Raw genomic sequence first — 21,522 nt, 5'->3', positions numbered from 1 at the left:
CGCTTACATCGCTTTGAAGCCTTGGACAGGGCCGCCTTTCACCCCCCGTATCTATGGGTTGCGCGCAAGGTGGGCAAGCCTGTCAAAAACCAAGACAAGAACAGATCCGCTGGAGTGAACATGCTGGGACTCGGAACGCTCGCCAAAAAGGTGTTCGGAACACCGAACGACCGCAAGATCAAGGCGACCCGCCCCCTGATCGAGAAGATCAACGCGCTGGAACCCGAGTTCGAGAAAATGTCCGATCAGGGCCTGATCGACAAGACAGAAGACCTGCGCAAACGCGCGCTGGATGGCGAAAGTCTTGACGATCTGCTGCCCGAAGCCTTTGCCAACGTGCGCGAAGGTGCCCGCCGCGCGCTGGGGCTGCGCGCCTTTGACGTGCAGCTGATGGGCGGTGTTTTCCTGCATCAGGGTAACATCTCGGAAATGAAGACGGGTGAGGGCAAGACACTGGTCGCGACCCTACCGGCGTATCTGAACGCGCTGACCGGCAAGGGCGTGCATGTGGTCACGGTGAACGAATACCTGGCCAAGCGCGACGCGGAATGGATGGGCAAGGTGTTTGCTGCCGTGGGCATGACCACCGGCGTGATCTGGTCGGGCCAGCCTGACGCGGAAAAACTGGCCGCCTATTCCTGCGACATCACCTATGCCACCAACAACGAGCTGGGTTTTGACTATCTGCGCGACAATATGAAGGCCGATCTGGAACAGGTTTACCAGAAGCACCACAATTTCGCGATTGTGGACGAGGTCGATTCGATCCTGATCGACGAGGCGCGGACGCCGCTGATCATCTCGGGCCCAGCGCAGGACCGCTCGGACCTGTATACCGCCATCGATGCGCTGATCCCGAGTCTGACCGACGAACACTACACGTTGGACGAAAAGGCCCGCAACGTGACCTTCACGGATGAGGGCAACGAGTTTCTGGAGCAGCAGCTGTTGGCTGCCGGCCTGATTCCTGAAGGCCATTCGCTGTATGACCCGGAAAGCACGACCGTGGTGCATCACGTGAATCAGGGTCTGCGCGCGCACAAGCTGTTCCAGCGCGACAAGGATTACATCGTGCGCGACGGCAATGTCGTTCTGATCGACGAATTCACGGGCCGCATGATGCCGGGCCGCCGCCTGTCCGAGGGCCTGCATCAGGCCATCGAAGCCAAGGAAAACGTGCAGATTCAGCCTGAGAACGTGACGCTGGCCAGTGTGACCTTCCAGAACTATTTCCGCCTTTACGACAAGCTGGGCGGCATGACCGGGACCGCCCTGACCGAGGCCGAGGAATTTGCCGAGATTTACGGCCTGGGCGTGGTTGAGGTTCCGACCAACAAGCCGATTGCCCGTGTGGACGAGGATGATCAGGTCTATCGCACCGCCATGGAAAAATATGGCGCGATGATCGAAGAGACCAAATTGGCGCAGGAAAAGGGTCAGCCGGTTCTGCTGGGGACGACCTCGATCGAGAAATCGGAACTGCTGAGCCAGATGCTGACCAAGGAAGGCATCGCCCATAACGTTCTGAACGCCCGCCAGCACGAGCAGGAGGCGCAGATTGTCGCTGATGCCGGCCGTCTGGGCGCGGTGACCATCGCCACCAACATGGCCGGTCGCGGCACCGACATTCAGCTGGGCGGCAATGTCGAGATGAAGGTGCTGCAAGCGATTGCGGACAACCCCGAGGCTGATCCGTCGGAGCTGCGCGCCGCAGAAGAGGCGCGCCACGCGGAAGAAAAAGAAAAGGTTCTGGCCGCAGGGGGCCTTTATGTGATGGCGTCCGAACGCCATGAAAGCCGCCGCATCGACAACCAGCTGCGCGGCCGTTCGGGCCGTCAGGGCGATCCGGGCCGTACCGTATTCTACCTGAGCCTTGAAGACGACCTGATGCGCATCTTTGGCTCGGAACGGCTGGACAAGGTGCTGACCACGTTGGGCATGAAAGAAGGCGAGGCGATCATTCACCCCTGGGTGAACAAGTCGCTGGAACGCGCGCAGTCCAAGGTCGAGGGCCGCAACTTCGACATGCGCAAGAACGTTCTGAAATTCGACGACGTGATGAACGATCAGCGCAAGGTGATCTTTAGCCAGCGCCGCGAGATCATGTCGGCCAATGACCTGTCCGAGATCGTCTCGGATATGCGCGAGCAGGTGATCGACGATCTGATTGACGAATACATGCCGCCGAAATCCTATGCGGATCAGTGGGATACCGACGGTCTGCATGCGGCGATCAAGGACAAGCTGACCATCGATGCACCGGTTCAGGACTGGGCTGCCGAAGAAGGCGTGGATGACGAGCAGGTGCGCGAGCGCCTGATCAAGGCCGCGGATGAGATGATGGCCCAGAAGGCGGTTGCCTTTGGTCCCGAAAACATGCGCAACATCGAAAAGCAGGTGCTGTTGCAGACCATCGACAGCAAATGGCGCGAGCATCTGCTTACGCTGGAACATCTGCGCTCGGTCGTGGGGTTCCGCGGCTATGCCCAGCGCGACCCGCTGAACGAATACAAGAACGAAAGCTTCCAGCTGTTCGAATCCATGCTGGACGGTTTGCGGGAAACCGTGACACAGCAATTGTCGCGCGTGCGTCCACTGACCGAAGAAGAGCAGAGGGAAATGCTGGCGCAGATGGCGGCGCAACAGGCGCAGGCCCAGCAGGCCGTGGACAAGGCCGCAAGCCAGGCCGAGGCCAAGGCCGAAGCGGCGGCGTCAGGCGATGCCCTGCCGGGTTTTGACGAGAGTGATCCGTCGACCTGGGGTAACCCGTCGCGAAACGACCTGTGCCCCTGCGGATCCGGCAAGAAGTTCAAACACTGCCACGGCAGATTGACCTGACGTTAACACCCTTTAATCACAATGAGTCCGTCTCGCGGCCACAAATTGGCCGCGATTGGTGGCGAGAGTGCAAGCTGCTCCTTCAACTGGGGAGGGTGTCTTGTTTGTAGTTCGCAACTACGTAACCATGTGCGGAACGGTCGCTTGTGCCTTGGGCATAGGCTATCTGATGCAGAACGGACCAGCTGCGCAGCAGAACCGCGCGCAGGACGGTATTGATGTGGCCTCTGCTGCCGATCAGTCTTCGATTCTGTCGGGGCTAGACAGTATTGTGCTGACATCAGCCACCGCGTCAGATGCCGATCCGGTCAATGTGACACCGGCACCCCGCGCTGTACCCACTGCCCCCAAGACATCGAACTGCCGGATCAGCGCGCACGCAAAAGCAGCGCCCGGTGCCTTGGCGCACCTGTCGCTGAAAGCGCCGTGCCACAAGAATGAGCGGATAGAAATTCACCATAGCGGCCTGACCGTTAGCCAGATGACGGATGCCAGCGGCGCGCTGGACATGGCGATCCCGGCCCTTTCGGAATACGCGATCTTCCTGTTTTCTTTCGAAGATGAAACAGGCACCGTCGCCACCACTCACGTCCCTGAAATCGCCGGTTTTGATCGTGTTGTCTTGCATTGGCAGGGTGATACCGAGTTGCAGATTCATGCGCTGGAATTTGGTGCCAGCTATGGCGCGGATGGCCATGTCTGGGATGACGCATCTGCCGAAGGCGCCGGTAAGGTTATGCGTCTGGGTCAGTCCGGTTCCGGTATGACGCAGAATATCGAAGTGTATTCTTTCCCGGCCAGTACGTCGGATCAATCCGGCACGATTGACCTGACTGTCGAGGCCGAAGTGACCGATGCAAATTGCGGCCACACGCTGAACGTGCAGTCGCTGGAGTTGTTGTCGGACCGCCGCCTGCGGTCGCGCGACATGTCAGTGACCCTGCCGGATTGTTCGCGCGCGGGCGAGTTTCTGGTGTTGAATAATCTGCTCTCAGACCTGACAATCGCGGCAAAGTAATCCGCAGGCAGGCTTGAACCTCTTATGACATTTTTCCGTGTGGCGGTGGCTGCGCTGTTTTCCGTGACGGTGGCGACCGGTGCTTTTGGGCAGGACATCACACTGACCTCGCATGATGGCAAGGTCGAAGTGACCGGCAATCTGCTGAGCTTTGACGGTGAGTTCTATCGCGTCGATACGCAATTCGGGACGTTGACCGTGGATGGCTCGGGCGTCACTTGTGAGGGGCCCGCCTGCCCCAACCTGATCGATTTCGTCGCCGAAGTGCAGTTTTCCGGATCATCGGTGATGGCGGAAACGGTGCTGCCCGCCCTGATCATCGGCTTTGCCCGTCAGGAAGACCTGACCGCGACTCCCGCCCGCGTGGATGAGGACACCTTTGTTTACGAGCTGCATCAGGCAGGTCGGGCGGCGCCGCTGGCACGGTTTTTCTTTGACGTGGGCACCACGGATCGCGGGTTCAGTGATCTGATCGCAGACCGGGCGGATATCGTGATGGCCCTGCGCGAGATGCGCGAGGCTGAGCGGGAGGCTGCCGAGGCTGCGGGGTTGGGTGATCTGAAGCGCGCCCGTCGGTCGCGGGTCATTGCACTGGATGCCATGGTCCCGGTCGTGGCCCCCGACAGCGTGATGCGGCAGGTTTCTCTGGCAGATATGGCTCGTATTCTGTCCGGAGAGATCAGCAACTGGGCACAGCTGGGTGGGCCGGATGCCCCTATTGCACTGCATGTGCCAGAGGCCGGGTCGGGTCTGGCGCAGGCGGTCGAGGATCAGATTCTGAAAACCGCCGGTGTGGACCTGACCGATACGGCGATCCGCCACAATCGCATACATGACCTGACCGCGGCCGTGGCAAAGGATCCGTTTTCCATCGGGGTCGCCAGCAAGGCATCGGCCCATGGCACCCGCGCTTTGCCGTTGACCGGCGGGTGCGGGCATCCGCTGGCCGCGACCCGCCAGTCGATCAAGACTGAAGATTACCCGCTGAATATGCCCATGTTCCTGTATCTGCCGGAACGACGCCTGCCCCGGATTGCGCGGCAGTTTCTGGCCTATAGCCAAAGCCCCGAGGCGCAGATGGCCATACGTGACGCAGGATATGTGGATCAATCGGCTGAAACCCTGCCGGTTGGCGTGCAGGGGGACCGGCTTGCCAATGCGGTCGTCACTGGTGGAACTGAGGTTGGGCTTGAGGAATTGCAACGCATGATCAAGACCCTGCGCCCCCTGTCGCGCCTGTCCCTGTCGGTTCGGTTCGAACCCGGATCGTCCCGCCCGGACGCGCAGTCGCGCGCCAATATTCAGCAGCTGGCACAAATGCTGGACGCGGGTACGTTGCAGGCACGCAAGGTTGTGTTTGCAGGCTTCAGCGATGGGGACGGGGGTGCCGTTTCAAATGCCCGCATCGCCCTGAGGCGCGCGCAAACCGTGCGAAACGCGGTTATCGCCGCGCTTGAAGCCCCGATCCCTGACAGTATCGCGGTTACCGCCGAAGGGTTTGGCGAGGCGATGCCCATGGCCTGCGACGACACCGAATGGGGCCGCAAGGTCAACCGGCGGGTCGAGATTTGGGTGCAGTAACCGCTAGAGATACCCTTCGGAGCGAAAGCTGAGCTCGGTCGATTTGCCGATGATCAGGTGGTCATGCAGGGTCAGCCCCAGGGCGGAACAGGCATCCTGTATGCGGTTGGTCATGTCGATGTCCGACTGTGACGGCGTTGGGTCGCCCGAAGGATGGTTGTGCACCAGGATCAAGGCCGAGGCATTCAGCTCCAGCGCCCGTTTGGCCACTTCGCGCGGATAGACGGGCACGTGATCCACAGTACCTTTGGCCTGTTCCTCATCCGCGATCAGGACGTTCTTGCGATCCAGATAGAATACGCGAAATTGCTCGGTCTCGCGATGCGCCATTGTTGTATGGCAGTAATCCAGCAGCGCGTCCCAGCTGGATATCACGTGCCGTTGCATCACCCGCGCCCGTGCCATCCGATGCGCGCAGGCTTCGAGGATTTTCAGATCGGTGATGACCGTATCACCAACGCCCTTGATCTGGCGCAGCCGTTCTTCGGGCGCTGTCAACACGCGGTTGAAATCGCCAAAGGCATTCATCAATGCGCGCGCCAATGGTTTTACATCCTGCCGGGGGATGGACCGGAACAAAACCAGCTCCAGCAACTCATAATCCGGGATCGCCGCCCACCCGCCCGCCATGAACCGTTCGCGCAGCCGCTTGCGATGGTCTTTGATGTAGGAGGGTAACCGACCATTCGGCAGCGGCTGCGCTGGCGCTTCGTCCGTATCAAACAGCATGGGGGCTTCGGCAAAGGCGTCCTGTGTCATGCGTTTACCCTGTCGCAGAATCACTTTCCGAAAGGTTAACGCGCCTCTCCTGCCATACGCGCGGTGGCGCGGCGGACAATCAGGTGCAGAAGGATCGAAAACACGCCCAGCGTCAGCATCGCCGCAAACATCAGGTCCGTCTTGGCGCGGCCATTGGCCAGCAGCATCAGATATCCCAGACCTTGCGATGAACCGACCCATTCACCGATCACGGCACCGATCGGCGCATACACCGCCGCAAGCCGCATCCCCGAGGCCAGAGAGGGCAACGCCGCAGGGACACGGATATGCCACAAAACAGCGCGCTTGCTGGCCTGCATCGTGCGCGCAAGGTCCAGATACCCCTGCGGTGTTCGCATCAAACCGTCAAAGAAGGACGACGTGATCGGGAAATAGATGATCAGCACCGCCATCGCGACCTTTGACAACAGGCCATAGCCCAGCCACAGGGTCAGCAACGGGGCCAGTGCAAAGACCGGCAAGGCCTGCGTGAACACCAGCATTGGCTGCACCAGAACCCGTGCGACACGGGAATTGGCAAGCTGCAATGCGGTGACAACGCCCAGCAGCGTGCCGCAGGCAAGGCCGATAATGACCTCGATGGCTGTGATCCAGGTGTGTTCTGCAATCAGCCAGCGGTTCTGCCACCAGGTTTCGGCAACCACCGCGGGGCCGGGCAGGATGAATTTTGGCAATCCTGTCAGGGTCACGATCCCCTGCCAGATGGCAAGGGCAAACAGGGTTGCTGCCAGAACAGAGAGGGACTTCATAACCCGCCCTCCCGCAGCAGCCGCAAAAGCGCGCCTTGTGTTTCCAGCGTCTGCAGATCATCCACGCTGCGCGGGGCCGGAGCAACCGGCGGGTCGCACGGCGTCAGCCCGTGCTGTGTCATGACGACGATGGATTGCCCCAGACGCGCGGCCTCGCCCGGATCGTGGGTCACCAGAAGGACGGTGCGGCCTTTCAGCGCCTCGGCGGCCAGATCCTGCATATCGGCACGGGTTCGGGCATCAAGGGCGGAAAAGGGTTCGTCCAGCAACACAATCGGCCGGTCTTCCATCAGGGTGCGGGCCAGTGCCACGCGCTGACGCTGCCCGCCCGAAAGCTCGGGCGGTTTCTTGGTCATATGGTCCTGCAACCGCATCCGTTCGATCAGGCGGTCACGCCGGTCAACGTCAACTTTCTCGCCCCGCAGCCGCGCGCCCAACGAGACGTTTTGCGCAACACTCGCCCAAGGCAGCAACAGGTCGTCCTGCGCCATATAGGCAACCCGGTCCGAAACCGGCTGGCCATCGCTGGCGGTGATCCGGCCCGAGAATTCAGCCCCGGTTTCCAGCCCCGCAATCAGCCGCAAGACCGTGGTTTTTCCAACACCCGATCCACCCAGCAGACAGGTCCACGCCCCGGCGTCAAGCGTCAGGGTCAGCGGCGCGAACAAAGTCGCGCCGTCGATCGTGGCTGTACCGCTGATGGTCAGATCGGGCGCCGGGGTCATGGGGTCAGACCCATCTGCCAGAAGTTGACCTCCAATTCCGTCGCCGTACGGAACGTCCGGCACAGACGATCCCAGCGAGGTGACGATTGAAAATCCGCCCCAATCCTTCGTGTTAGAGCCGAATCCAGCAATTCGCCTACGGCGGTGCAGGCGTTCTGATAGCCCTCGTCCGCGTAGGTATCGATCCAGCCACGATAGGATGTGGATGTTGCCTCTGCAGACAGGCGGGTGCCAATCTCACCATATCCCATGACGCAGGGTGCAAGTGCAGCCAGAAGATCCGGCAGATCACCGCTATAGCCCGCCTCGAGAACAAAGCGGGTATAAGCTAGATTCTCGGGCCGTTCAGGCGTTGCAAACAGATCGGACTGCGAAATGCCTTCTGCTTCGCAAATACCGATATGCAGCTTCATCTCTTCGCTGATCAGGCCGTTCACGGTACGCGACGCCGCCAGCATTTCAGCATGTGTTTCCGATTTCACCACGGCCAGCGCCCAGGCGCGCGAGAAGTGGATCAGGAACACGTAATCCTGACGCAGATAGTGCAGGAACGCCGGGCGTGGCAGGGTGCCGTCTTTCAGGGCTTCGACAAAAGCGTGGCGGGTGTAGTCCCGCCACGGCCCCTGCGCCGCATCGCGCATCAGCGCAAAGGCTTTGCCATAATCGCTCATTGCGCGGTGACGTCGATGGCAATGTCGCTGACGGGCAGGACAGTGTCGATCATGCCGCTGTCGTTCAGGAATGCTTCGAACCGGGCATATCGGCCAGCGTCAAACCCGGCGGGACGCAGGGCAAAGCGCGGCAGCGTGTCGACCCATGCCCGCGCGTTCAGCTCGTCCTGCAACTCGGGTGATGTGGTCGAGAAGACCTCCCAGCTTTTTTCCGGGTTGTTGACGATGTACTGAGTCGCTTTTTCGGTCGCGGCCAGGAAACGGGCGATCTTGTCTTTGTCCATCGTATCGGGGTTGGCGACATAGATCAGTTCGTCATAAGACGGCACGCCTTCTTCCTCGATATAGAAACAGGTGCCGGGGCGGCCTTCGATATCCATCTGGTTCAGTTCGAAGTTGCGATAGGCGCCAATCACCGCGTCCACCTGACCGGTCATCAGTGAGGGCGAGAGTGAGAAATTCACGTTGATCATTTCAACATCATCCAGCGCGACTTCGTATTTGCCAAGCACGGTGCTGAGGATGGCCTCTTCCACACCGGCGACGGAAAAGCCGATTTTCTTGCCCTTGAGGTCAGCGGGCGATTTGATCGGGCCGTCTTTCAGAACCAGCAGGCAGTTCAGGGGCGTCGCGACCAGCGTGCCGACCCGTTTCAGCGGCAGCCCTTCGTGGATCTGCAAATGCAGCTGCGGCTGATAGGATACCGCCAGATCCGCCTGACCGGCAGCCACCAGACGCGGCGGCGCGGATGGGTCGGCGGGGGCAACGACTTCGACCTGCAATCCCTGCTCGGCGAAATAGCCGTTTTCCTGCGCCACGATGATGGGCCCGTGGTCGGGGTTGATGAACCAGTCCAGCAGGACGGTCATCTTGTCTTCGGCCCAGGCCGGCGCGGCGGCCAGAAGGGCAAGGGCTGTCATCAGCTTTTTCATATCTCACGTTTCCTTTTCTCAGGAGGCTGAGGCCGCGACGAGGACAATCTCGCCCGGCCAAATCGGTTGGATTTTCTCGGCAGCGCGCCATGCGCGCAGCCCGGTGGCACAGCAAAGGGCAAGGCGTTGCCCTTTTTTAGAGTCTATTTTTTTTATTCCTTCGGGTGAAATGCGCGTCGCATTCGGGTGGGCCGGAACTGGCGCTTCGTCCGGGTCACGCAGTTCGACAATCTGGTCTGTCTCCCTCAACTGACTGGCGGAGAGAAAGCGGAAACAGCTTGCCGGTTCCGGCGCGTCATCAAAACGAAACCCGGTACTGCGCAGGGTTCGCGCGTCATATTGCACCATCTGCCCAAGCGGGGACGGGTCAAGCCGCAGGATCAGGTTCAGCGCCATCTGCGCCTGCATGGCCCCGATCACACCGACAACGGGGCCCAGAACACCCGCCGTGGCGCAGCTTGCGCCGCTATCCGGCGCATCGGGGAAAACGGCACGCAGAGAAGGCGCGCCACCGCAGAAGCCGCCCACATAACCTGAAAGCCCCAGTACCGAGGCGCTGATCAGCGGCTTGCCTTGTGCCAGACAGGTATCCGACAGCATATAACTGATCGCATAGCTGTCGGCACAATCCAGGATAATATCCGCCTGCGACACCAGATTGGGCGCATTTTCCCCTGTTAGAGCCATTTTCTTGGCGATCACATCGATTTCGGCATTCAACGCACGGCATCGGTCAGCGGCGCGTTCGGCTTTTGACAGCCCGCAATCTTCTTCTGAAAACAATGTCTGGCGATGCAGGTTCGACGGATCGACGATGTCACCATCGACAATTGTGATATGCCCCACCCCGGCCCCGGCCAATAGCGGCAGAAGCGGCGCGGCCAGACCACCTGCGCCGACCACCAGAACACGGGCCGCAATCAGGCGGGCCTGTCCTTCAGCCCCAACCTCGGGCAGCAGCGTCTGGCGTGCATACCGGCTCATCTCGTGACCTCGATCCAAGCACGCACCCGCGCTTCGGGGTCGGCGTTCAGCGTGATATCCGTGACGGCCGAGACAATGTCGGCCCCGGCAGCCAGCACCCCTGCTGCGCGCTCGACGCTCATGCCGCCAATGCCGACCAGAGGAATGTCGCCAACCCGCGCCTTCCATTCGGTCACGCGGGGCAGGCCCTGCTGATGCCATTTCATCTTTTTCAAAATGGTCGGATAGACCGGGCCCAGCGCCACGTAATCGGGATCCATGGCCAGAACCCGCTCAAGCTCATCATCGTCATGAGTGGAAACACCCAGCTTTAGACCCGCTTTTCGGATGGCTTTCAGGTCGGCAACATCCAGATCTTCTTGCCCCAGATGAACCCAGTCACAACCCAGATCGATGGCCTGCTGCCAGTAATCGTTGATCACCAGAACCGCCCCATAGTCGCGGCACAGATCGCGCGAGGCGGCAATCTGATCGCGCACCACTTCAACCGGCTGATCCTTGATACGCAGCTGCACCAGTTTGACACCCAGGGGCAGCATCTGCCGCAGCCAGTCCGAGTGATCGAAGATCGGATAGAAACGGTCCAGCGTCATGACAGGAAGGCCTTTCCAACAACAGGGGTCGAAGGTTCGGCCATATCGCGTGCCTCGATCGGGTCTGCCTGATGGGCCAGTTGTCCGGCATGGATTGCCTGCGCCATCGCCTTGGCCATCAGAACGGGGTCACCGGCACGGGCCACAGCGGTGTTCAGCAGAACGGCATCATAACCCAGTTCCATCGCATGGGCCGCGTGGCTGGGCAGGCCGATCCCGGCATCCACCACCAGCGGCGTGTCAGGGAACTCGGCCCGCATCGACCGCAGGGCGTATTCGTTGTTCAGCCCGCGCCCGGACCCGATAGGCGCCCCCCACGGCATCAGCACTTCGCACCCCGCTTCGAGCAGGCGTTCGCCCACGATCAGATCATCGGTGGTGTAGGGAAACACCTCAAACCCGTCTTCGGTCAGGATGCGCGCGGCCTCGACCAGCTGGAACACATCCGGCTGCAAACTGTCGGTGTGGCCAATCAGTTCCAGCTTGATCCATTTGGTATCAAACACTTCGCGCGCCATATGGGCTGTGGTCACCGCCTCTTTCACCGTATGACAGCCAGCCGTATTTGGCAGGATCAGAACACCCAGCTCGCGGATCATCTGCCAGAATGTCTGCCCCGCGCCGGATTCCCGCCGCAGCGATACCGTTGCAACCGCCGCACCGCTTTCGCGAAAGGCCTGTTCCAGAATGGCGGGGCTGGGATATTGGGCGGTGCCCAGCATCAAGGGGTTCGGCAGTTCGATGCCGTAGAACGTTCGCATCCTCAGCCCCCCTGCATCGGCGCGACAACTTCGATCCGGTCGCCATCGGTCAGTTTGTGCCCAACGCGCAGGCTTGACGGCACGAAATCTTCGTTCACGGCGGTGGCCACACGGCCTGAGAAGCCGCATTCCAGCAACAGATCCGACAGGGTTTCCGCGCGCACATCGCGCGTCTCGCCGTTAAGCACGATCTTCATCGACCATCTCCGAATGTGTGTTGTCCAATGCCAGATCAGCGACACCCCGCGCCAGTGCAGGGGCCAGCAGATAGCCATGGCGATAAAGCCCGTTGGCATAAATTGTCCGGCCCAATCGCCGGATACGCGGCAGGTTGTCCGGGAAAGCGGGGCGCAGGTCGACGCCGATCTCCAGCACCTCAGCCTCGCCAAAGGCCGGGTTCACGGCATAGGCCGCGCTGAGCAGTTCCAGCATCGAACGCGCGGTGATGCGGCTGCTGTCCTCGGATTCGATCATAGTTGCGCCCAGCATGTAGACGCCATCCCCGCGCGGAACGATGTAAAGCGGCATCCGCGGGTGCAACAGCCGCACCGGACGCGAAAGGTTCACATCGGGGCAACGAAGAACCAGCATCTCACCCTTCACGCCGCGCAGGTCGTGCAGATATTCGCGCGCGTGCAAGCCCCGGCAGTCTATGGCGTTGTCCAGTTGCACCGGAGCCAGCTTTCGGTGGAATTCCACGCCTGCGCCTTGCAGGTGACGATGCAGATCGCGCAACGCCTGACGAGGATCAAGGTGAGCTTCGTTTTCAAAATACAGAGCTTTACCGAACTTGCTCAGATCAGGCTCTAATTCGCATATTTTCGCCCGATCAACCTCGCTGTACCCTTCGGTTCGGCGCGCAAACCGGCGCAGGTCGGGCAGGTCACGCGCGTTGGCAACAACAAGGGTTCCACGTCTGTTTACCTGCGTTCTCTGCGCCCACCATTCGATGGCTTCCTGCCCCAGCCGCAGCACCGGTTCTTCGGCATTTTCGTATTCACACCAGGGGGCCAGCATCCCCCCGGCCCACCAGGAACACCCATGCGGGCCGGGCGGGCCGCCCGGATCAAAAACCTGCACCCTTGCGCCGCGTGACACAAGCTCGCTGGCCACGACCAGACCCGCTACGCCCGCACCTATGACCGACCAGAGTGTCATGCGGGCCAGAGCCGGTGGAAATGGTGCACAGGACCGTGCCCGGCACCAATCTTCAGCTCATCCGCCCGCGCGATGGCCCCTTGCAGATAATTATGCGCCTGCGCGATCGCATCCCTCAGCGGCAGGCCCCTGGCCAGACCGGCGGCGATCGAAGACGACAGGGTGCATCCGGTTCCGTGGGTGTTTTTCGTGTTCTGACGCGGGGCCTGAAATGCGGCCACGACGCCTGAGGGGTCGACCAACAGATCGTGGCAGACATCGCCCGACCCATGCCCGCCCTTCATCAAAACCGCACCCGCGCCCAGAGCGCACAGGGCCTTGCCTTGTGCAGCCATCGCGTCCGGTGATTGTGCCGGTTTCGCATCCAGCAAACATGCCGCTTCGGGCAGATTGGGTGTCAGCACAGTCGCTGCTGGCACCATCACTTCGCGCAGAGTCCGGACCGCTTCCTGCGCCAACAACGCATCTCCGGATTTTGCGATCATGACAGGATCAAGAACGACGGGACCTTTGAACGCTTCCAGGCCTCGGGCCACTGTGTGAATGATCTCTGGCGTCGCAAGCATACCGATCTTGATGGCCGTCACATCCAGATCGCTGAGCACCGCGTCGATTTGCGCAGCAATGACATCCAGCGGAACCCCATGCACCGCAGTGACGGCTTGCGTGTTCTGCGCCGTAACAGCGGTAATGACGCTTGCGCCGAATACACCCAACGCAGACATCGCTTTCAGATCGGCCTGAATCCCAGCGCCTCCGCTGCTGTCAGACCCTGCAATGGTCAGGGCAATTGCCGCCATGTCGTTGCTCCATCTTCTTTGGGCAACGAGGTAGGGAAAACGTCTGTGTTCATAAGACCGTTCCCTACGCCGGAATTGCCCGGATCAGGTTCGATGGGTTAGCGCGGTCGCGCCTCTCAGCCCTTTCACAGGACACCCCAACGGTTGTCGCGGACAATTTCAGGGTCAGCGGTTGGAATCAAGACCCAATTTGGCAAATGCATTGCCACTTTTGGTCATCTGATAAGGCCAATTGAATGTCTTTAGGGAGTATTTTGCGAGGCTCTGCCTCGCGCTCCGGGATATTTAGAGCCAGATGAATAAAGGATCCCTGCTTCATCTGGCCGGAAATATCCCGGGGGAGGCGCCCGAAGCGGGCGGCGGGGGCAGAGCCCCCGGGTAACCCTGGTTGTCAGCTTTTCATGCCGTCCCAGAAGGATTTGACGGATGAGAAAAAGCTTTTTGATTCCGGGTGGTTGTCTTCGCCCAGATCATCAAATTCACGCAGCAGTTCTTTTTGGCGGCTGGTCAGGTTGACCGGGGTTTCAACCGCCAGTTCGATGAACATGTCGCCAACACTGCCGCCGCGCAGTGCGGGCATGCCTTTGCCGCGCAGGCGCATTTGCCGGCCCGACTGGCTGCCTGCCGGGATCTGTACCCGCCCACGCCCGCCATCGATTGTCGGAACCTCGATCGATCCGCCCAGCGCAGCCTTGGCCATGCTGACCGGTACGCGGCAATAGAGGTTCACGCTGTCGCGTTCGAACAATTTGTGATCAGACACTTCCACAAAGATGTAGAGATCGCCCGGAGGGCCACCGCGCATTCCGGCCTCGCCTTCACCTGCCAGACGAATACGGGTACCGGTTTCGACACCAGCGGGGATGTTGACCGACAAGGCGCGATCTTTTTCGACGCGGCCTGCACCTTTACAGGATTTGCAGGGGTTCTTGATGATCTGACCCAGACCCGAGCAGGTGGGGCAGGTTCGTTCGACCGTAAAGAAGCCCTGTTGCGCCCGTACCTTGCCCATGCCGGAACAGGTGGGGCAGGTTGTCGGCTCGACCCCACCTTCTGCACCGGTTCCTTCGCAGGAAGAACATGCCACGGCTGTCGGTACATTGATGGTTTTCTGCTGGCCCGAGAACGCCTCTTCCAGCGATACGCGCAGGTTATAGCGCAGGTCCGAGCCGCGCGCGGCGCGTCGACCGCCACCACCACGTTGCCCGCCCATGAAATCGCCGAACAGGTCGTCGAACACATCCGAGAACGCGCTGGAGAAATCGCCCTGCCCAAAGCCGCCACCAGGCCGGCCACCGCCGCCCATGCCGTTTTCGAACGCCGCATGGCCAAAGCGGTCATAGGCCGCCTTTTTGTCGGCATCGCGCAGCACGTCATAAGCCTCGTTGGCTTCCTTGAACTGCGCCTCGGCATCCGGGTTGTCCTTGTTGCGGTCCGGATGCAGCTCTTTGGCTTTCGTGCGAAAGCCTTTCTTGATCTCATCCGCCGAAGCGCCCTTGGACACGCCGAGCACTTCGTAATAGTCGCGTTTTGACATCAGTATTTCCTTCTGCCTCAACGTAAATAGGCCGGCCCGGCATCCGGACCGGCCTACATTGGCCCGGTTACCCGTTAGTTACGCTTGTCGTCGTCCAGATCTTCGAACTCGGCATCGACGATATCGTCTTCACCGGGTGCGGCATCTGCTGCGACAGGCTCGTCCTCGGCCTCTTCGGACTGCGCCTTGTAGATGGCCTCACCCAACTTCATCGCCGCTTCGGTGACGTTCTGGATGCCAGACTTGATCTTGTCGGCGTTGTCAGTTTCCAGCTCGTCCTTGAGCGCGGCGATGGCCAGTTCGATGGCTTCGATCGTGGTCGGGTCGACCTTGTCGGAATGCTCTTCCATCGACTTTTCGGTCGAGTGGATGAGGCTTTCCGCCTGGTTCTTGGCATCGACCAGCTCGCGGCGTTCCTTGTCGGCTTCCGCGTTCTCTTCGGCGTCCTTGACCATCTTTTCGATGTCTTCGTCGGACAGACCGCCCGATGCCTGGATGGTGATCTTCTGTTCCTTGCCGGTGCCTTTGTCTTTGGCCGAAACCGAGACAATGCCGTTGGCGTCGATGTCAAAAGTCACCTCGATCTGAGGCATGCCGCGCGGCGCGGGCGGGATGTCTTCGAGGTTGAACTGACCGAGGATCTTGTTGTCCGCAGCCATTTCACGCTCGCCCTGGAACACGCGGATAGTCACGGCGTTCTGGTTGTCCTCGGCGGTCGAGAAGACCTGAGACTTTTTCGTCGGGATCGTGGTGTTGCGGTCGATCAGGCGGGTGAACACGCCACCCAGCGTCTCGATGCCCAGCGACAGCGGGGTCACGTCCAGCAGAACCACGTCCTTGACATCGCCCTGCAGAACACCGGCCTGAATGGCGGCACCCATGGCAACCACTTCGTCCGGGTTCACACCCTTGTGCGGCTCTTTGCCGAAGAACTTCGTGACCTCTTCGATCACTTTCGGCATCCGGGTCATACCACCGACCAGAACAACCTCGTCCACGTCAGCAGCCGACAGACCTGCGTCTTTCAGAGCAGCCTGGCACGGCTTCATCGACTTCTTGATCAGATCACCGACCAGGGATTCCAGCTTGGCACGGGTCAGTTTCATGACCATGTGCAGCGGCTGACCGTTCGAACCCATCGAGATGAACGGCTGGTTGATCTCGGTCTGCGAGGTCGAGCTGAGTTCGATCTTGGCTTTTTCGGCGGCTTCTTTCAGACGCTGCAAGGCCATCTTGTCAGCAGACAGATCGACACCGTGTTCCTTTTTGAACTCATCCGCCAGGTAGTTGACGATGCGCATGTCAAAGTCTTCACCACCCAGGAAGGTGTCGCCGTTGGTCGATTTGACCTCGAACAGGCCGTCGTCAATTTCCAGAATGGTCACGTCGAAGGTACCGCCACCAAGGTCATAGACTGCGATGGTTTGGGTTTCCTGCTTGTCCAGACCATAGGCCAGAGCGGCAGCTGTCGGTTCATTGATGATCCGCAGCACTTCCAGACCGGCGATTTTACCGGCGTCTTTGGTGGCCTGACGCTGTGCGTCGTTGAAGTATGCGGGAACGGTGATGACCGCCTGCGTGACTTCCTCACCCAGATAGCTTTCCGCGGTTTCCTTCATCTTACCCAGAGTGAAGGCCGAAATCTGGCTTGGGGAGTATTTTTCACCGCGGGCCCGAACCCATGCGTCGCCATTGCCACCATCAACGATGGTATAGGGCACCATTTTCTTGTCTTTTTCGACTTCGGCATCATCCACACGACGACCGATCAGGCGCTTGACGCCAAAGATCGTGTTGTCGGGGTTGGTGACCGCCTGACGCTTTGCAGGCTGACCGACCAGTCGCTCATCTTCAGTGAAGGCGACGATCGAGGGCGTGGTCCGCGCCCCTTCGGCGTTTTCGATAACCTTCGGCTGCGAACCGTCCATGATGGCCACGCACGAGTTTGTGGTCCCGAGGTCAATCCCGATTACTTTTCCCATTTTTGCAATCCCTTTCTCTTCAAGGCGATGTCTCGACGACAGGACCCGTTTCGGCATCCCGCCCCCGATCTGATGTGCGCGACAGCACTACCATCGCGCGTCCCGGCGTATATAAGGGCGAGACCAGAGGCCTGCAAGCACCGTAGAACGCAGGTTTTAGGGATTCTGATGCCTTTTTTGGCAAGGAATTGGAAAGGATTGGGGTTTCCGGAATGGCGCGATTGGTTTTGCGGGGGTTCGATATCAGGAAAGGTTATCTTGATCCTGCGGCCCAGTCGCGGGTGATCGCGGATTTGCGCCCGATTCTGAAAGCCGCGCCCCTGTTCCGACCGGTTACTCCTTCGGGCAAGGAGATGTCGGTTCGGATGACCTCGGCAGGCGATCTGGGTTGGGTGACCGACAAGGCGGGGTACCGGTATCAGGATCAGCACCCCAAAGGTGGTGACTGGCCGGAAATCCCCGCCGCCATTCTGGATATCTGGCGCGATCTGGTCAGCACCGAGCGAGCGCCCGATTGCTGTTTGATCAACTACTACGGGGAAGGCGCAAAAATGGGCCTGCACCAGGACAAGGACGAGGCAGATTTTTCATGGCCCGTCCTGTCGGTTTCGCTGGGCGACGATGCCTTGTTTCGGATTGGCAGCACGACGCGCGGCGGCAAGACCGAGTCGATCTGGCTGAGCTCGGGGGATGTTGTTGTCATGGGCGGTCCGGCGCGGCTTGCCTATCATGGTGTGGATCGGATCAGGTTCGGATCCTCGCGCCTGTTGCCCAAAGGCGGGCGCATAAACCTTACGCTGCGGGTCGCGCGCTAGCGGCGCGCATTCCAGCTTTTCGAGACGTGCTGACGGGTAAAGAATTCACCCATAAGACCGATCATCAACAGGGCGATTCCAACCCAGGCCGCGTATTCCCAGCTGGTGTTTCTTGGATAATAGTTGCGGAACACGAACCCGCGGGTCTGGTCGATGATGTGAAACAGCGGGTTCCAGGCAAACATCATCAACAGCCCGCCACCCAATGCGTTCGCAATGAACATCTTGCCGGAAAACACCATGTTCAGACGGCGATATATATTGGTTAGCATCGAAACGGTCGCCGGGGCCCACGGTTTCAACGCCATGAACACAAGCCCCACCGCGCAGCCGGTAAACCAGGCCAACACCAGCATTGCGAAGGCGCCGCCGGGGTTCTGCACCTCAAGCGGAGCAACCGCGACGCTGTAGACGAACAGGATGATGAACATGGCCAGCAGGAACTTATAGAAAGTGCTGAAGGCCGCCGCGAGAATCGTGACCATCACGTTCATCGGCGAATGCAGCATCATTGGGTTATTGGAGGATCCAACCCCGGAAATCGCGCCGATCGATTGTATGTGCAACATGAACGGGAACACGCCCGACAGGACATACAGCAGAAATTCGCCCCTGATCCTGGCGACCCCGCCCCGGCCCATCAGCGACATCAGCAGATAGAACGTGACCATCATCACCAGCAATTGCACAACGTTGAGCAGGATCGCGATCACCGCATTCGGATGCTGCGCGCGCACGTTCCGCACCACCGCATGAAACACCAGTTCCGCAGTCGTCAGTGCACCGCCCAGCAGCGTTTGATTGCGCTTGTAATAGAACACTTAAAGGGTCTTTCCTGCCTCGTCGTCCCTAACCTGGCATGAATATCTTGCCGTTCGGTAACCGTCGCATCATAAGTCGGTCACGAGTTTGGATCAACAAACCACAGGAACGGAGCATTTTTGTGACCTACGACGCGCTTATTCCCGTCATCCGGCGTCTGGCCCTTGAGGCAGGCGACAGGATCATGGAAATCTATGAGGCAGACGATTTCGACGTCAAAGTCAAATCAGACTCCAGCCCTGTGACCGAAGCGGATGAGGCAGCCGATGCGCTGATTTCAGCCGGGTTGCGTCAGGCCTTCCCCGACATCCTGCTGATCACCGAAGAACAGGCCGCCTCGCATTCCGAAAAGGGGGACACCTTTTTGATTGTCGATCCGCTGGATGGCACCAAGGAATTCATCAACCGCCGTGGCGATTTCACCGTCAACATCGCACTTGTCGAGAACGGAACGCCGACACGGGGCGTGGTCTATGCCCCGGCGCGGGGTCGCATGTTCTATACGCAGCCCGATGGTCAGGCGGTCGAGGAAACGGGCGCGTTTGACAAGGATGCACCCGGCACCCTGACCCCAATATCAGTCTCTAACCCAGACAATTCCGCGCTTTTGGTCGTGGCGTCAAAGTCGCACCGGGATCAGGCCACCGAGGATTACATCAACAAATATCAGGTCAGGGACAGCAAAAGCGCGGGATCGTCTCTCAAGTTCTGTCTGGTTGCGACGGGCGAGGCGGATCTTTATCCGCGGGTCGGGCGCACGATGGAGTGGGACACGGCGGCAGGGCACGCGGTACTGGCCGGGGCTGGAGGCCGGGTTGTGCGGTTTGACGATCACGCGCCGCTTCTCTATGGCAAAGAGGGCTATGCGAACCCGTTTTTTATCGCGTACGCTCCGGGTGTTAAGCTGAAGGAGGCCTGATGTCAGTTCTGATCGCCATCCCCGCCCGCTATGCCTCGACCCGCTATCCGGGCAAGCCATTGGTGCCGCTGACCGGCGCGACCGGCGTTTCGATGACACTGATCGAACGGTCCTGGCGGGCGGCCACTTCTGTCGCGGGCGTGGACAGGGTTGTGGTCGCAACCGATGACGACCGCATCCGCGAGCTGTCCGAAGGCTTTGGCGCCGAGGTGGTGATGACCTCGGAAAATTGCCAGAACGGCACCGAACGCTGCGCCGAGACGCACAAGGTTCTGGGCAGCGGATATGACATCGTGGTCAACCTTCAGGGCGATGCACCCCTGACACCGCATTGGTTTGTCGAGGACCTGATCACGGGGCTGCGCGCGGCACCCGATGCTGGCGTGGCCACACCGGTCCTGCGTTGCGACGGGGATGCTTTGAACAGCCTGCTGAACGACCGCAAACATGGCCGCGTTGGCGGAACAACCGCCGTGTTCGGGCGCGACAACAGCGCGATGTATTTCTCGAAAGAGGTCGTGCCTTTCACCTCAGAAACCTATGGCGGGGATGAACCCACGCCGGTGTTTCACCATGTCGGCGTCTATGCCTATCGGCCCGATGCGTTGGCGGCCTATCCGGGCTGGCCAACAGGCCCTCTGGAAAAGCTGGAAGGTCTTGAACAACTCAGGTTCATGGAAAATGGCCGCAAGGTTCTGTGCGTCGAGGTTGACGCCAAGAGCCGTCAGTTCTGGGAGCTGAACAACCCGCAGGACGTGCCCAAGATCGAAGAGATGATGGCTGCGATGGGGCTGGAGTAGCCGGTTTTGCCCATGACGCCCCGCGGTTCCCATATCTCGATGACAGGCAATCTGGTTCCAAAGGACGCTTCATGAAACCAATCCTCGTGACCGGTGGTGCCGGATATATCGGGTCGCATGCCTGCAAGGCGCTTGCGCAGGCGGGCTATGTTCCCGTGACCTATGACAATCTGGTCACCGGCTGGCAGGATGCGGTGAAATACGGGCCGTTTGAACAGGGCGACCTGTTGGACCGGGCACGCCTGGACGAGGTATTTGCCAAACACAAGCCGGTTGCGGTGATGCATTTTGCGGCGCTCAGCCAAGTGGGCGACGCGATGCAGCAGCCCGGTTTGTACTGGTCGAACAATGTGACCGGATCGCTGACGCTGGTCGAGGCTGCGGTTGCGGCGGGCTGTCTGGATTTCGTGTTCTCGTCCACATGCGCCACCTATGGCGAACATGACAATGTGGTGCTGGACGAGGCCACCGCCCAACACCCGCTGAATGCCTATGGTGCATCGAAGCGCGCGATCGAGGACATCCTGAGGGATTTCGAAGCGGCCCATGGGCTGCGCCATGTCATTTTCCGGTATTTCAACGTTGCTGGTGCCGATCCCGAAGGCGAAGTGGGCGAATTTCACCGGCCTGAAACTCACCTGATCCCCCTGATGCTGGATGCGATTGATGGCAAGCGCGAGGGTTTGACCGTTTTTGGCACCGATTACGATACGCCGGACGGCACATGTATCCGCGATTATGTCCATGTCTGTGATCTGGTCGACGCACATGTTCTGGGGCTGGGCTGGCTGGAACAGGGAAAAGAAAGCCGTGTTTTCAATCTGGGCACCGGCTCGGGGTTTTCCGTGCTTGAGGTGATCGAGCATTCCAAATCCGTTACCAACCGTCCGGTACCGTATTCGGTCGGTACCCGACGGGCGGGCGATTGCACCAAGCTGGTGTCCGGCTCTGTCCGCGCCCAAACCGAACTGGGATGGAAGCCGAAAAGGTCAACGTTAGAGACGATGATTGCGGATGCCTGGCGCTGGCATCAGAACGGCCACTACGAGAAATGAGG

Annotated in this window: 21 protein-coding genes and 1 riboswitch; of the genes, 7 read left to right on the top strand and 14 right to left on the bottom strand. The window is 60.1% G+C overall.

The annotated features are described in order from the left end of the window. The first annotated feature begins 120 nt into the window (after nucleotides 1-120). From secA to ACR0M9_RS05660, 3 genes are all read left to right on the top strand, one after another. Nucleotides 121-2,838, top strand: coding sequence for a preprotein translocase subunit SecA (gene secA, locus ACR0M9_RS05670; protein WP_480773065.1), 2,718 nt, complete (start codon nucleotides 121-123; stop codon nucleotides 2,836-2,838). Between the two features lie 100 nt (nucleotides 2,839-2,938). After that, the gene (locus ACR0M9_RS05665) at nucleotides 2,939-3,856 is read left to right on the top strand and encodes a hypothetical protein (RefSeq protein ID WP_480773064.1); all 918 of its coding nucleotides are present in this window, start codon (nucleotides 2,939-2,941) and stop codon (nucleotides 3,854-3,856) included. A 24-nt stretch (nucleotides 3,857-3,880) separates the two neighbouring features. After that, the gene (locus ACR0M9_RS05660) at nucleotides 3,881-5,437 is read left to right on the top strand and encodes a phosphate ABC transporter substrate-binding/OmpA family protein (protein WP_480773063.1); all 1,557 of its coding nucleotides are present in this window, start codon (nucleotides 3,881-3,883) and stop codon (nucleotides 5,435-5,437) included. 3 nt (nucleotides 5,438-5,440) lie between these two features. Here ACR0M9_RS05660 and radC read toward each other — a convergent pair whose 3' ends face one another. From radC to dnaK, 13 genes are all read right to left on the bottom strand, one after another. Then, a complete protein-coding gene (gene radC / locus ACR0M9_RS05655) occupies nucleotides 5,441-6,196 on the bottom strand; it encodes a RadC family protein (RefSeq protein WP_480773062.1) in 756 nt (251 codons plus the stop codon). A gap of 35 nt (nucleotides 6,197-6,231) precedes the next feature. Further along, nucleotides 6,232-6,966: an ABC transporter permease gene (locus ACR0M9_RS05650; protein WP_480773061.1), complete on the bottom strand. Its 735-nt coding sequence runs from the start codon at nucleotides 6,964-6,966 to the stop codon at nucleotides 6,232-6,234. After that, a complete protein-coding gene (locus tag ACR0M9_RS05645) occupies nucleotides 6,963-7,691 on the bottom strand; it encodes an ABC transporter ATP-binding protein (protein ID WP_480538348.1) in 729 nt (242 codons plus the stop codon). The genes ACR0M9_RS05650 and ACR0M9_RS05645 overlap by 4 nt, the downstream gene beginning before the upstream one ends. After that, on the bottom strand, nucleotides 7,688-8,362 hold the full coding sequence (tenA, locus tag ACR0M9_RS05640; protein ID WP_480506889.1) for a thiaminase II: 675 nt from the start codon (nucleotides 8,360-8,362) through the stop codon (nucleotides 7,688-7,690). Before tenA ends, ACR0M9_RS05645 begins: the two co-directional genes overlap by 4 nt. Continuing rightward, entirely contained in the window at nucleotides 8,359-9,294 is a 936-nt protein-coding gene (locus ACR0M9_RS05635) for an ABC transporter substrate-binding protein (protein WP_480773060.1), read from the bottom strand. Before ACR0M9_RS05635 ends, tenA begins: the two co-directional genes overlap by 4 nt. A gap of 18 nt (nucleotides 9,295-9,312) precedes the next feature. After that, nucleotides 9,313-10,278, bottom strand: a complete 966-nt coding sequence (locus ACR0M9_RS05630) for a HesA/MoeB/ThiF family protein (RefSeq protein WP_480773059.1) — start codon at nucleotides 10,276-10,278, stop codon at nucleotides 9,313-9,315. Further along, a complete protein-coding gene (locus tag ACR0M9_RS05625) occupies nucleotides 10,275-10,871 on the bottom strand; it encodes a thiamine phosphate synthase (protein ID WP_480773058.1) in 597 nt (198 codons plus the stop codon). The genes ACR0M9_RS05630 and ACR0M9_RS05625 overlap by 4 nt, the downstream gene beginning before the upstream one ends. Next, nucleotides 10,868-11,632 (bottom strand): thiazole synthase, encoded by a 765-nt coding sequence (locus tag ACR0M9_RS05620; RefSeq protein ID WP_480474355.1) that lies wholly within the window; start codon nucleotides 11,630-11,632, stop codon nucleotides 10,868-10,870. Before ACR0M9_RS05620 ends, ACR0M9_RS05625 begins: the two co-directional genes overlap by 4 nt. Before the next feature lie 2 nt (nucleotides 11,633-11,634). After that, nucleotides 11,635-11,829, bottom strand: a complete 195-nt coding sequence (gene thiS / locus ACR0M9_RS05615) for a sulfur carrier protein ThiS (RefSeq protein ID WP_480506885.1) — start codon at nucleotides 11,827-11,829, stop codon at nucleotides 11,635-11,637. Next, nucleotides 11,813-12,790 (bottom strand): glycine oxidase ThiO, encoded by a 978-nt coding sequence (thiO, locus tag ACR0M9_RS05610; protein WP_480773057.1) that lies wholly within the window; start codon nucleotides 12,788-12,790, stop codon nucleotides 11,813-11,815. The genes thiS and thiO overlap by 17 nt, the downstream gene beginning before the upstream one ends. After that, nucleotides 12,787-13,590 (bottom strand): bifunctional hydroxymethylpyrimidine kinase/phosphomethylpyrimidine kinase, encoded by an 804-nt coding sequence (thiD, locus tag ACR0M9_RS05605; protein ID WP_480773056.1) that lies wholly within the window; start codon nucleotides 13,588-13,590, stop codon nucleotides 12,787-12,789. The genes thiO and thiD overlap by 4 nt, the downstream gene beginning before the upstream one ends. Nucleotides 13,591-13,634: 44 nt before the next feature. Beyond that, a riboswitch (TPP riboswitch) is annotated at nucleotides 13,635-13,740 on the bottom strand. A 241-nt stretch (nucleotides 13,741-13,981) separates the two neighbouring features. Next, nucleotides 13,982-15,127: a molecular chaperone DnaJ gene (gene dnaJ / locus ACR0M9_RS05600; RefSeq protein ID WP_209506917.1), complete on the bottom strand. Its 1,146-nt coding sequence runs from the start codon at nucleotides 15,125-15,127 to the stop codon at nucleotides 13,982-13,984. Nucleotides 15,128-15,201: 74 nt separating this feature from the next. Then, nucleotides 15,202-17,109 (bottom strand): molecular chaperone DnaK, encoded by a 1,908-nt coding sequence (gene dnaK / locus ACR0M9_RS05595; RefSeq protein ID WP_480773055.1) that lies wholly within the window; start codon nucleotides 17,107-17,109, stop codon nucleotides 15,202-15,204. A 212-nt stretch (nucleotides 17,110-17,321) separates the two neighbouring features. Here dnaK and ACR0M9_RS05590 point away from each other — a divergent pair, with 212 nt between their 5' ends. Continuing rightward, a complete protein-coding gene (locus tag ACR0M9_RS05590; RefSeq protein WP_480554325.1) occupies nucleotides 17,322-17,924 on the top strand; it encodes an alpha-ketoglutarate-dependent dioxygenase AlkB family protein in 603 nt (200 codons plus the stop codon). On the opposite strand, the gene ACR0M9_RS05585 is transcribed toward ACR0M9_RS05590, so the two are convergent. Continuing rightward, entirely contained in the window at nucleotides 17,921-18,745 is an 825-nt protein-coding gene (locus ACR0M9_RS05585; RefSeq protein WP_480773054.1) for an ABC transporter permease, read from the bottom strand. The two genes, ACR0M9_RS05590 and ACR0M9_RS05585, sit on opposite strands and share 4 nt — an antisense overlap. Before the next feature lie 122 nt (nucleotides 18,746-18,867). Here ACR0M9_RS05585 and cysQ point away from each other — a divergent pair, with 122 nt between their 5' ends. The 3 genes from cysQ to galE all read left to right on the top strand — a co-directional run bounded on the left by cysQ (nucleotide 18,868) and on the right by galE (nucleotide 21,520). Next, a complete protein-coding gene (cysQ, locus tag ACR0M9_RS05580; protein ID WP_480773053.1) occupies nucleotides 18,868-19,665 on the top strand; it encodes a 3'(2'),5'-bisphosphate nucleotidase CysQ in 798 nt (265 codons plus the stop codon). Then, nucleotides 19,665-20,465 carry a 3-deoxy-manno-octulosonate cytidylyltransferase family protein gene (locus ACR0M9_RS05575; RefSeq protein WP_480624808.1) on the top strand — a complete coding sequence of 267 codons (801 nt, stop codon included), beginning with the start codon at nucleotides 19,665-19,667 and terminating at the stop codon, nucleotides 20,463-20,465. The genes cysQ and ACR0M9_RS05575 overlap by 1 nt, the downstream gene beginning before the upstream one ends. A gap of 71 nt (nucleotides 20,466-20,536) precedes the next feature. Next, complete coding sequence (gene galE, locus ACR0M9_RS05570) at nucleotides 20,537-21,520, top strand: UDP-glucose 4-epimerase GalE (RefSeq protein ID WP_480622657.1); 984 nt, start codon at nucleotides 20,537-20,539, stop codon at nucleotides 21,518-21,520. Nucleotides 21,521-21,522: the final 2 nt, after the last annotated feature.

The organism is Ruegeria sp. CH2 (genome assembly GCF_056537065.1).
Note: the sequence above shows the minus strand (reverse complement) of the source record. Positions and strands in the feature narration are given on the sequence as shown.

Coding starts and splice junctions, on each gene's coding strand:
- secA (WP_480773065.1), top strand. CDS start 121: ATGCTGGGACTCGGAACGCTCGCCAAAAAGGTGTTCGGAACACCGAAC.
- ACR0M9_RS05660 (WP_480773063.1), top strand. CDS start 3,881: ATGACATTTTTCCGTGTGGCGGTGGCTGCGCTGTTTTCCGTGACGGTG.
- radC (WP_480773062.1), bottom strand. CDS start 6,196: ATGACACAGGACGCCTTTGCCGAAGCCCCCATGCTGTTTGATACGGAC.
- ACR0M9_RS05650 (WP_480773061.1), bottom strand. CDS start 6,966: ATGAAGTCCCTCTCTGTTCTGGCAGCAACCCTGTTTGCCCTTGCCATC.
- ACR0M9_RS05645 (WP_480538348.1), bottom strand. CDS start 7,691: ATGACCCCGGCGCCCGATCTGACCATCAGCGGTACAGCCACGATCGAC.
- tenA (WP_480506889.1), bottom strand. CDS start 8,362: ATGAGCGATTATGGCAAAGCCTTTGCGCTGATGCGCGATGCGGCGCAG.
- ACR0M9_RS05635 (WP_480773060.1), bottom strand. CDS start 9,294: ATGAAAAAGCTGATGACAGCCCTTGCCCTTCTGGCCGCCGCGCCGGCC.
- ACR0M9_RS05630 (WP_480773059.1), bottom strand. CDS start 10,278: ATGAGCCGGTATGCACGCCAGACGCTGCTGCCCGAGGTTGGGGCTGAA.
- ACR0M9_RS05625 (WP_480773058.1), bottom strand. CDS start 10,871: ATGACGCTGGACCGTTTCTATCCGATCTTCGATCACTCGGACTGGCTG.
- ACR0M9_RS05620 (WP_480474355.1), bottom strand. CDS start 11,632: ATGCGAACGTTCTACGGCATCGAACTGCCGAACCCCTTGATGCTGGGC.
- thiS (WP_480506885.1), bottom strand. CDS start 11,829: ATGAAGATCGTGCTTAACGGCGAGACGCGCGATGTGCGCGCGGAAACC.
- thiO (WP_480773057.1), bottom strand. CDS start 12,790: ATGACACTCTGGTCGGTCATAGGTGCGGGCGTAGCGGGTCTGGTCGTG.
- thiD (WP_480773056.1), bottom strand. CDS start 13,590: ATGGCGGCAATTGCCCTGACCATTGCAGGGTCTGACAGCAGCGGAGGC.
- dnaJ (WP_209506917.1), bottom strand. CDS start 15,127: ATGTCAAAACGCGACTATTACGAAGTGCTCGGCGTGTCCAAGGGCGCT.
- dnaK (WP_480773055.1), bottom strand. CDS start 17,109: ATGGGAAAAGTAATCGGGATTGACCTCGGGACCACAAACTCGTGCGTG.
- ACR0M9_RS05590 (WP_480554325.1), top strand. CDS start 17,322: ATGGCGCGATTGGTTTTGCGGGGGTTCGATATCAGGAAAGGTTATCTT.
- ACR0M9_RS05575 (WP_480624808.1), top strand. CDS start 19,665: ATGTCAGTTCTGATCGCCATCCCCGCCCGCTATGCCTCGACCCGCTAT.
- galE (WP_480622657.1), top strand. CDS start 20,537: ATGAAACCAATCCTCGTGACCGGTGGTGCCGGATATATCGGGTCGCAT.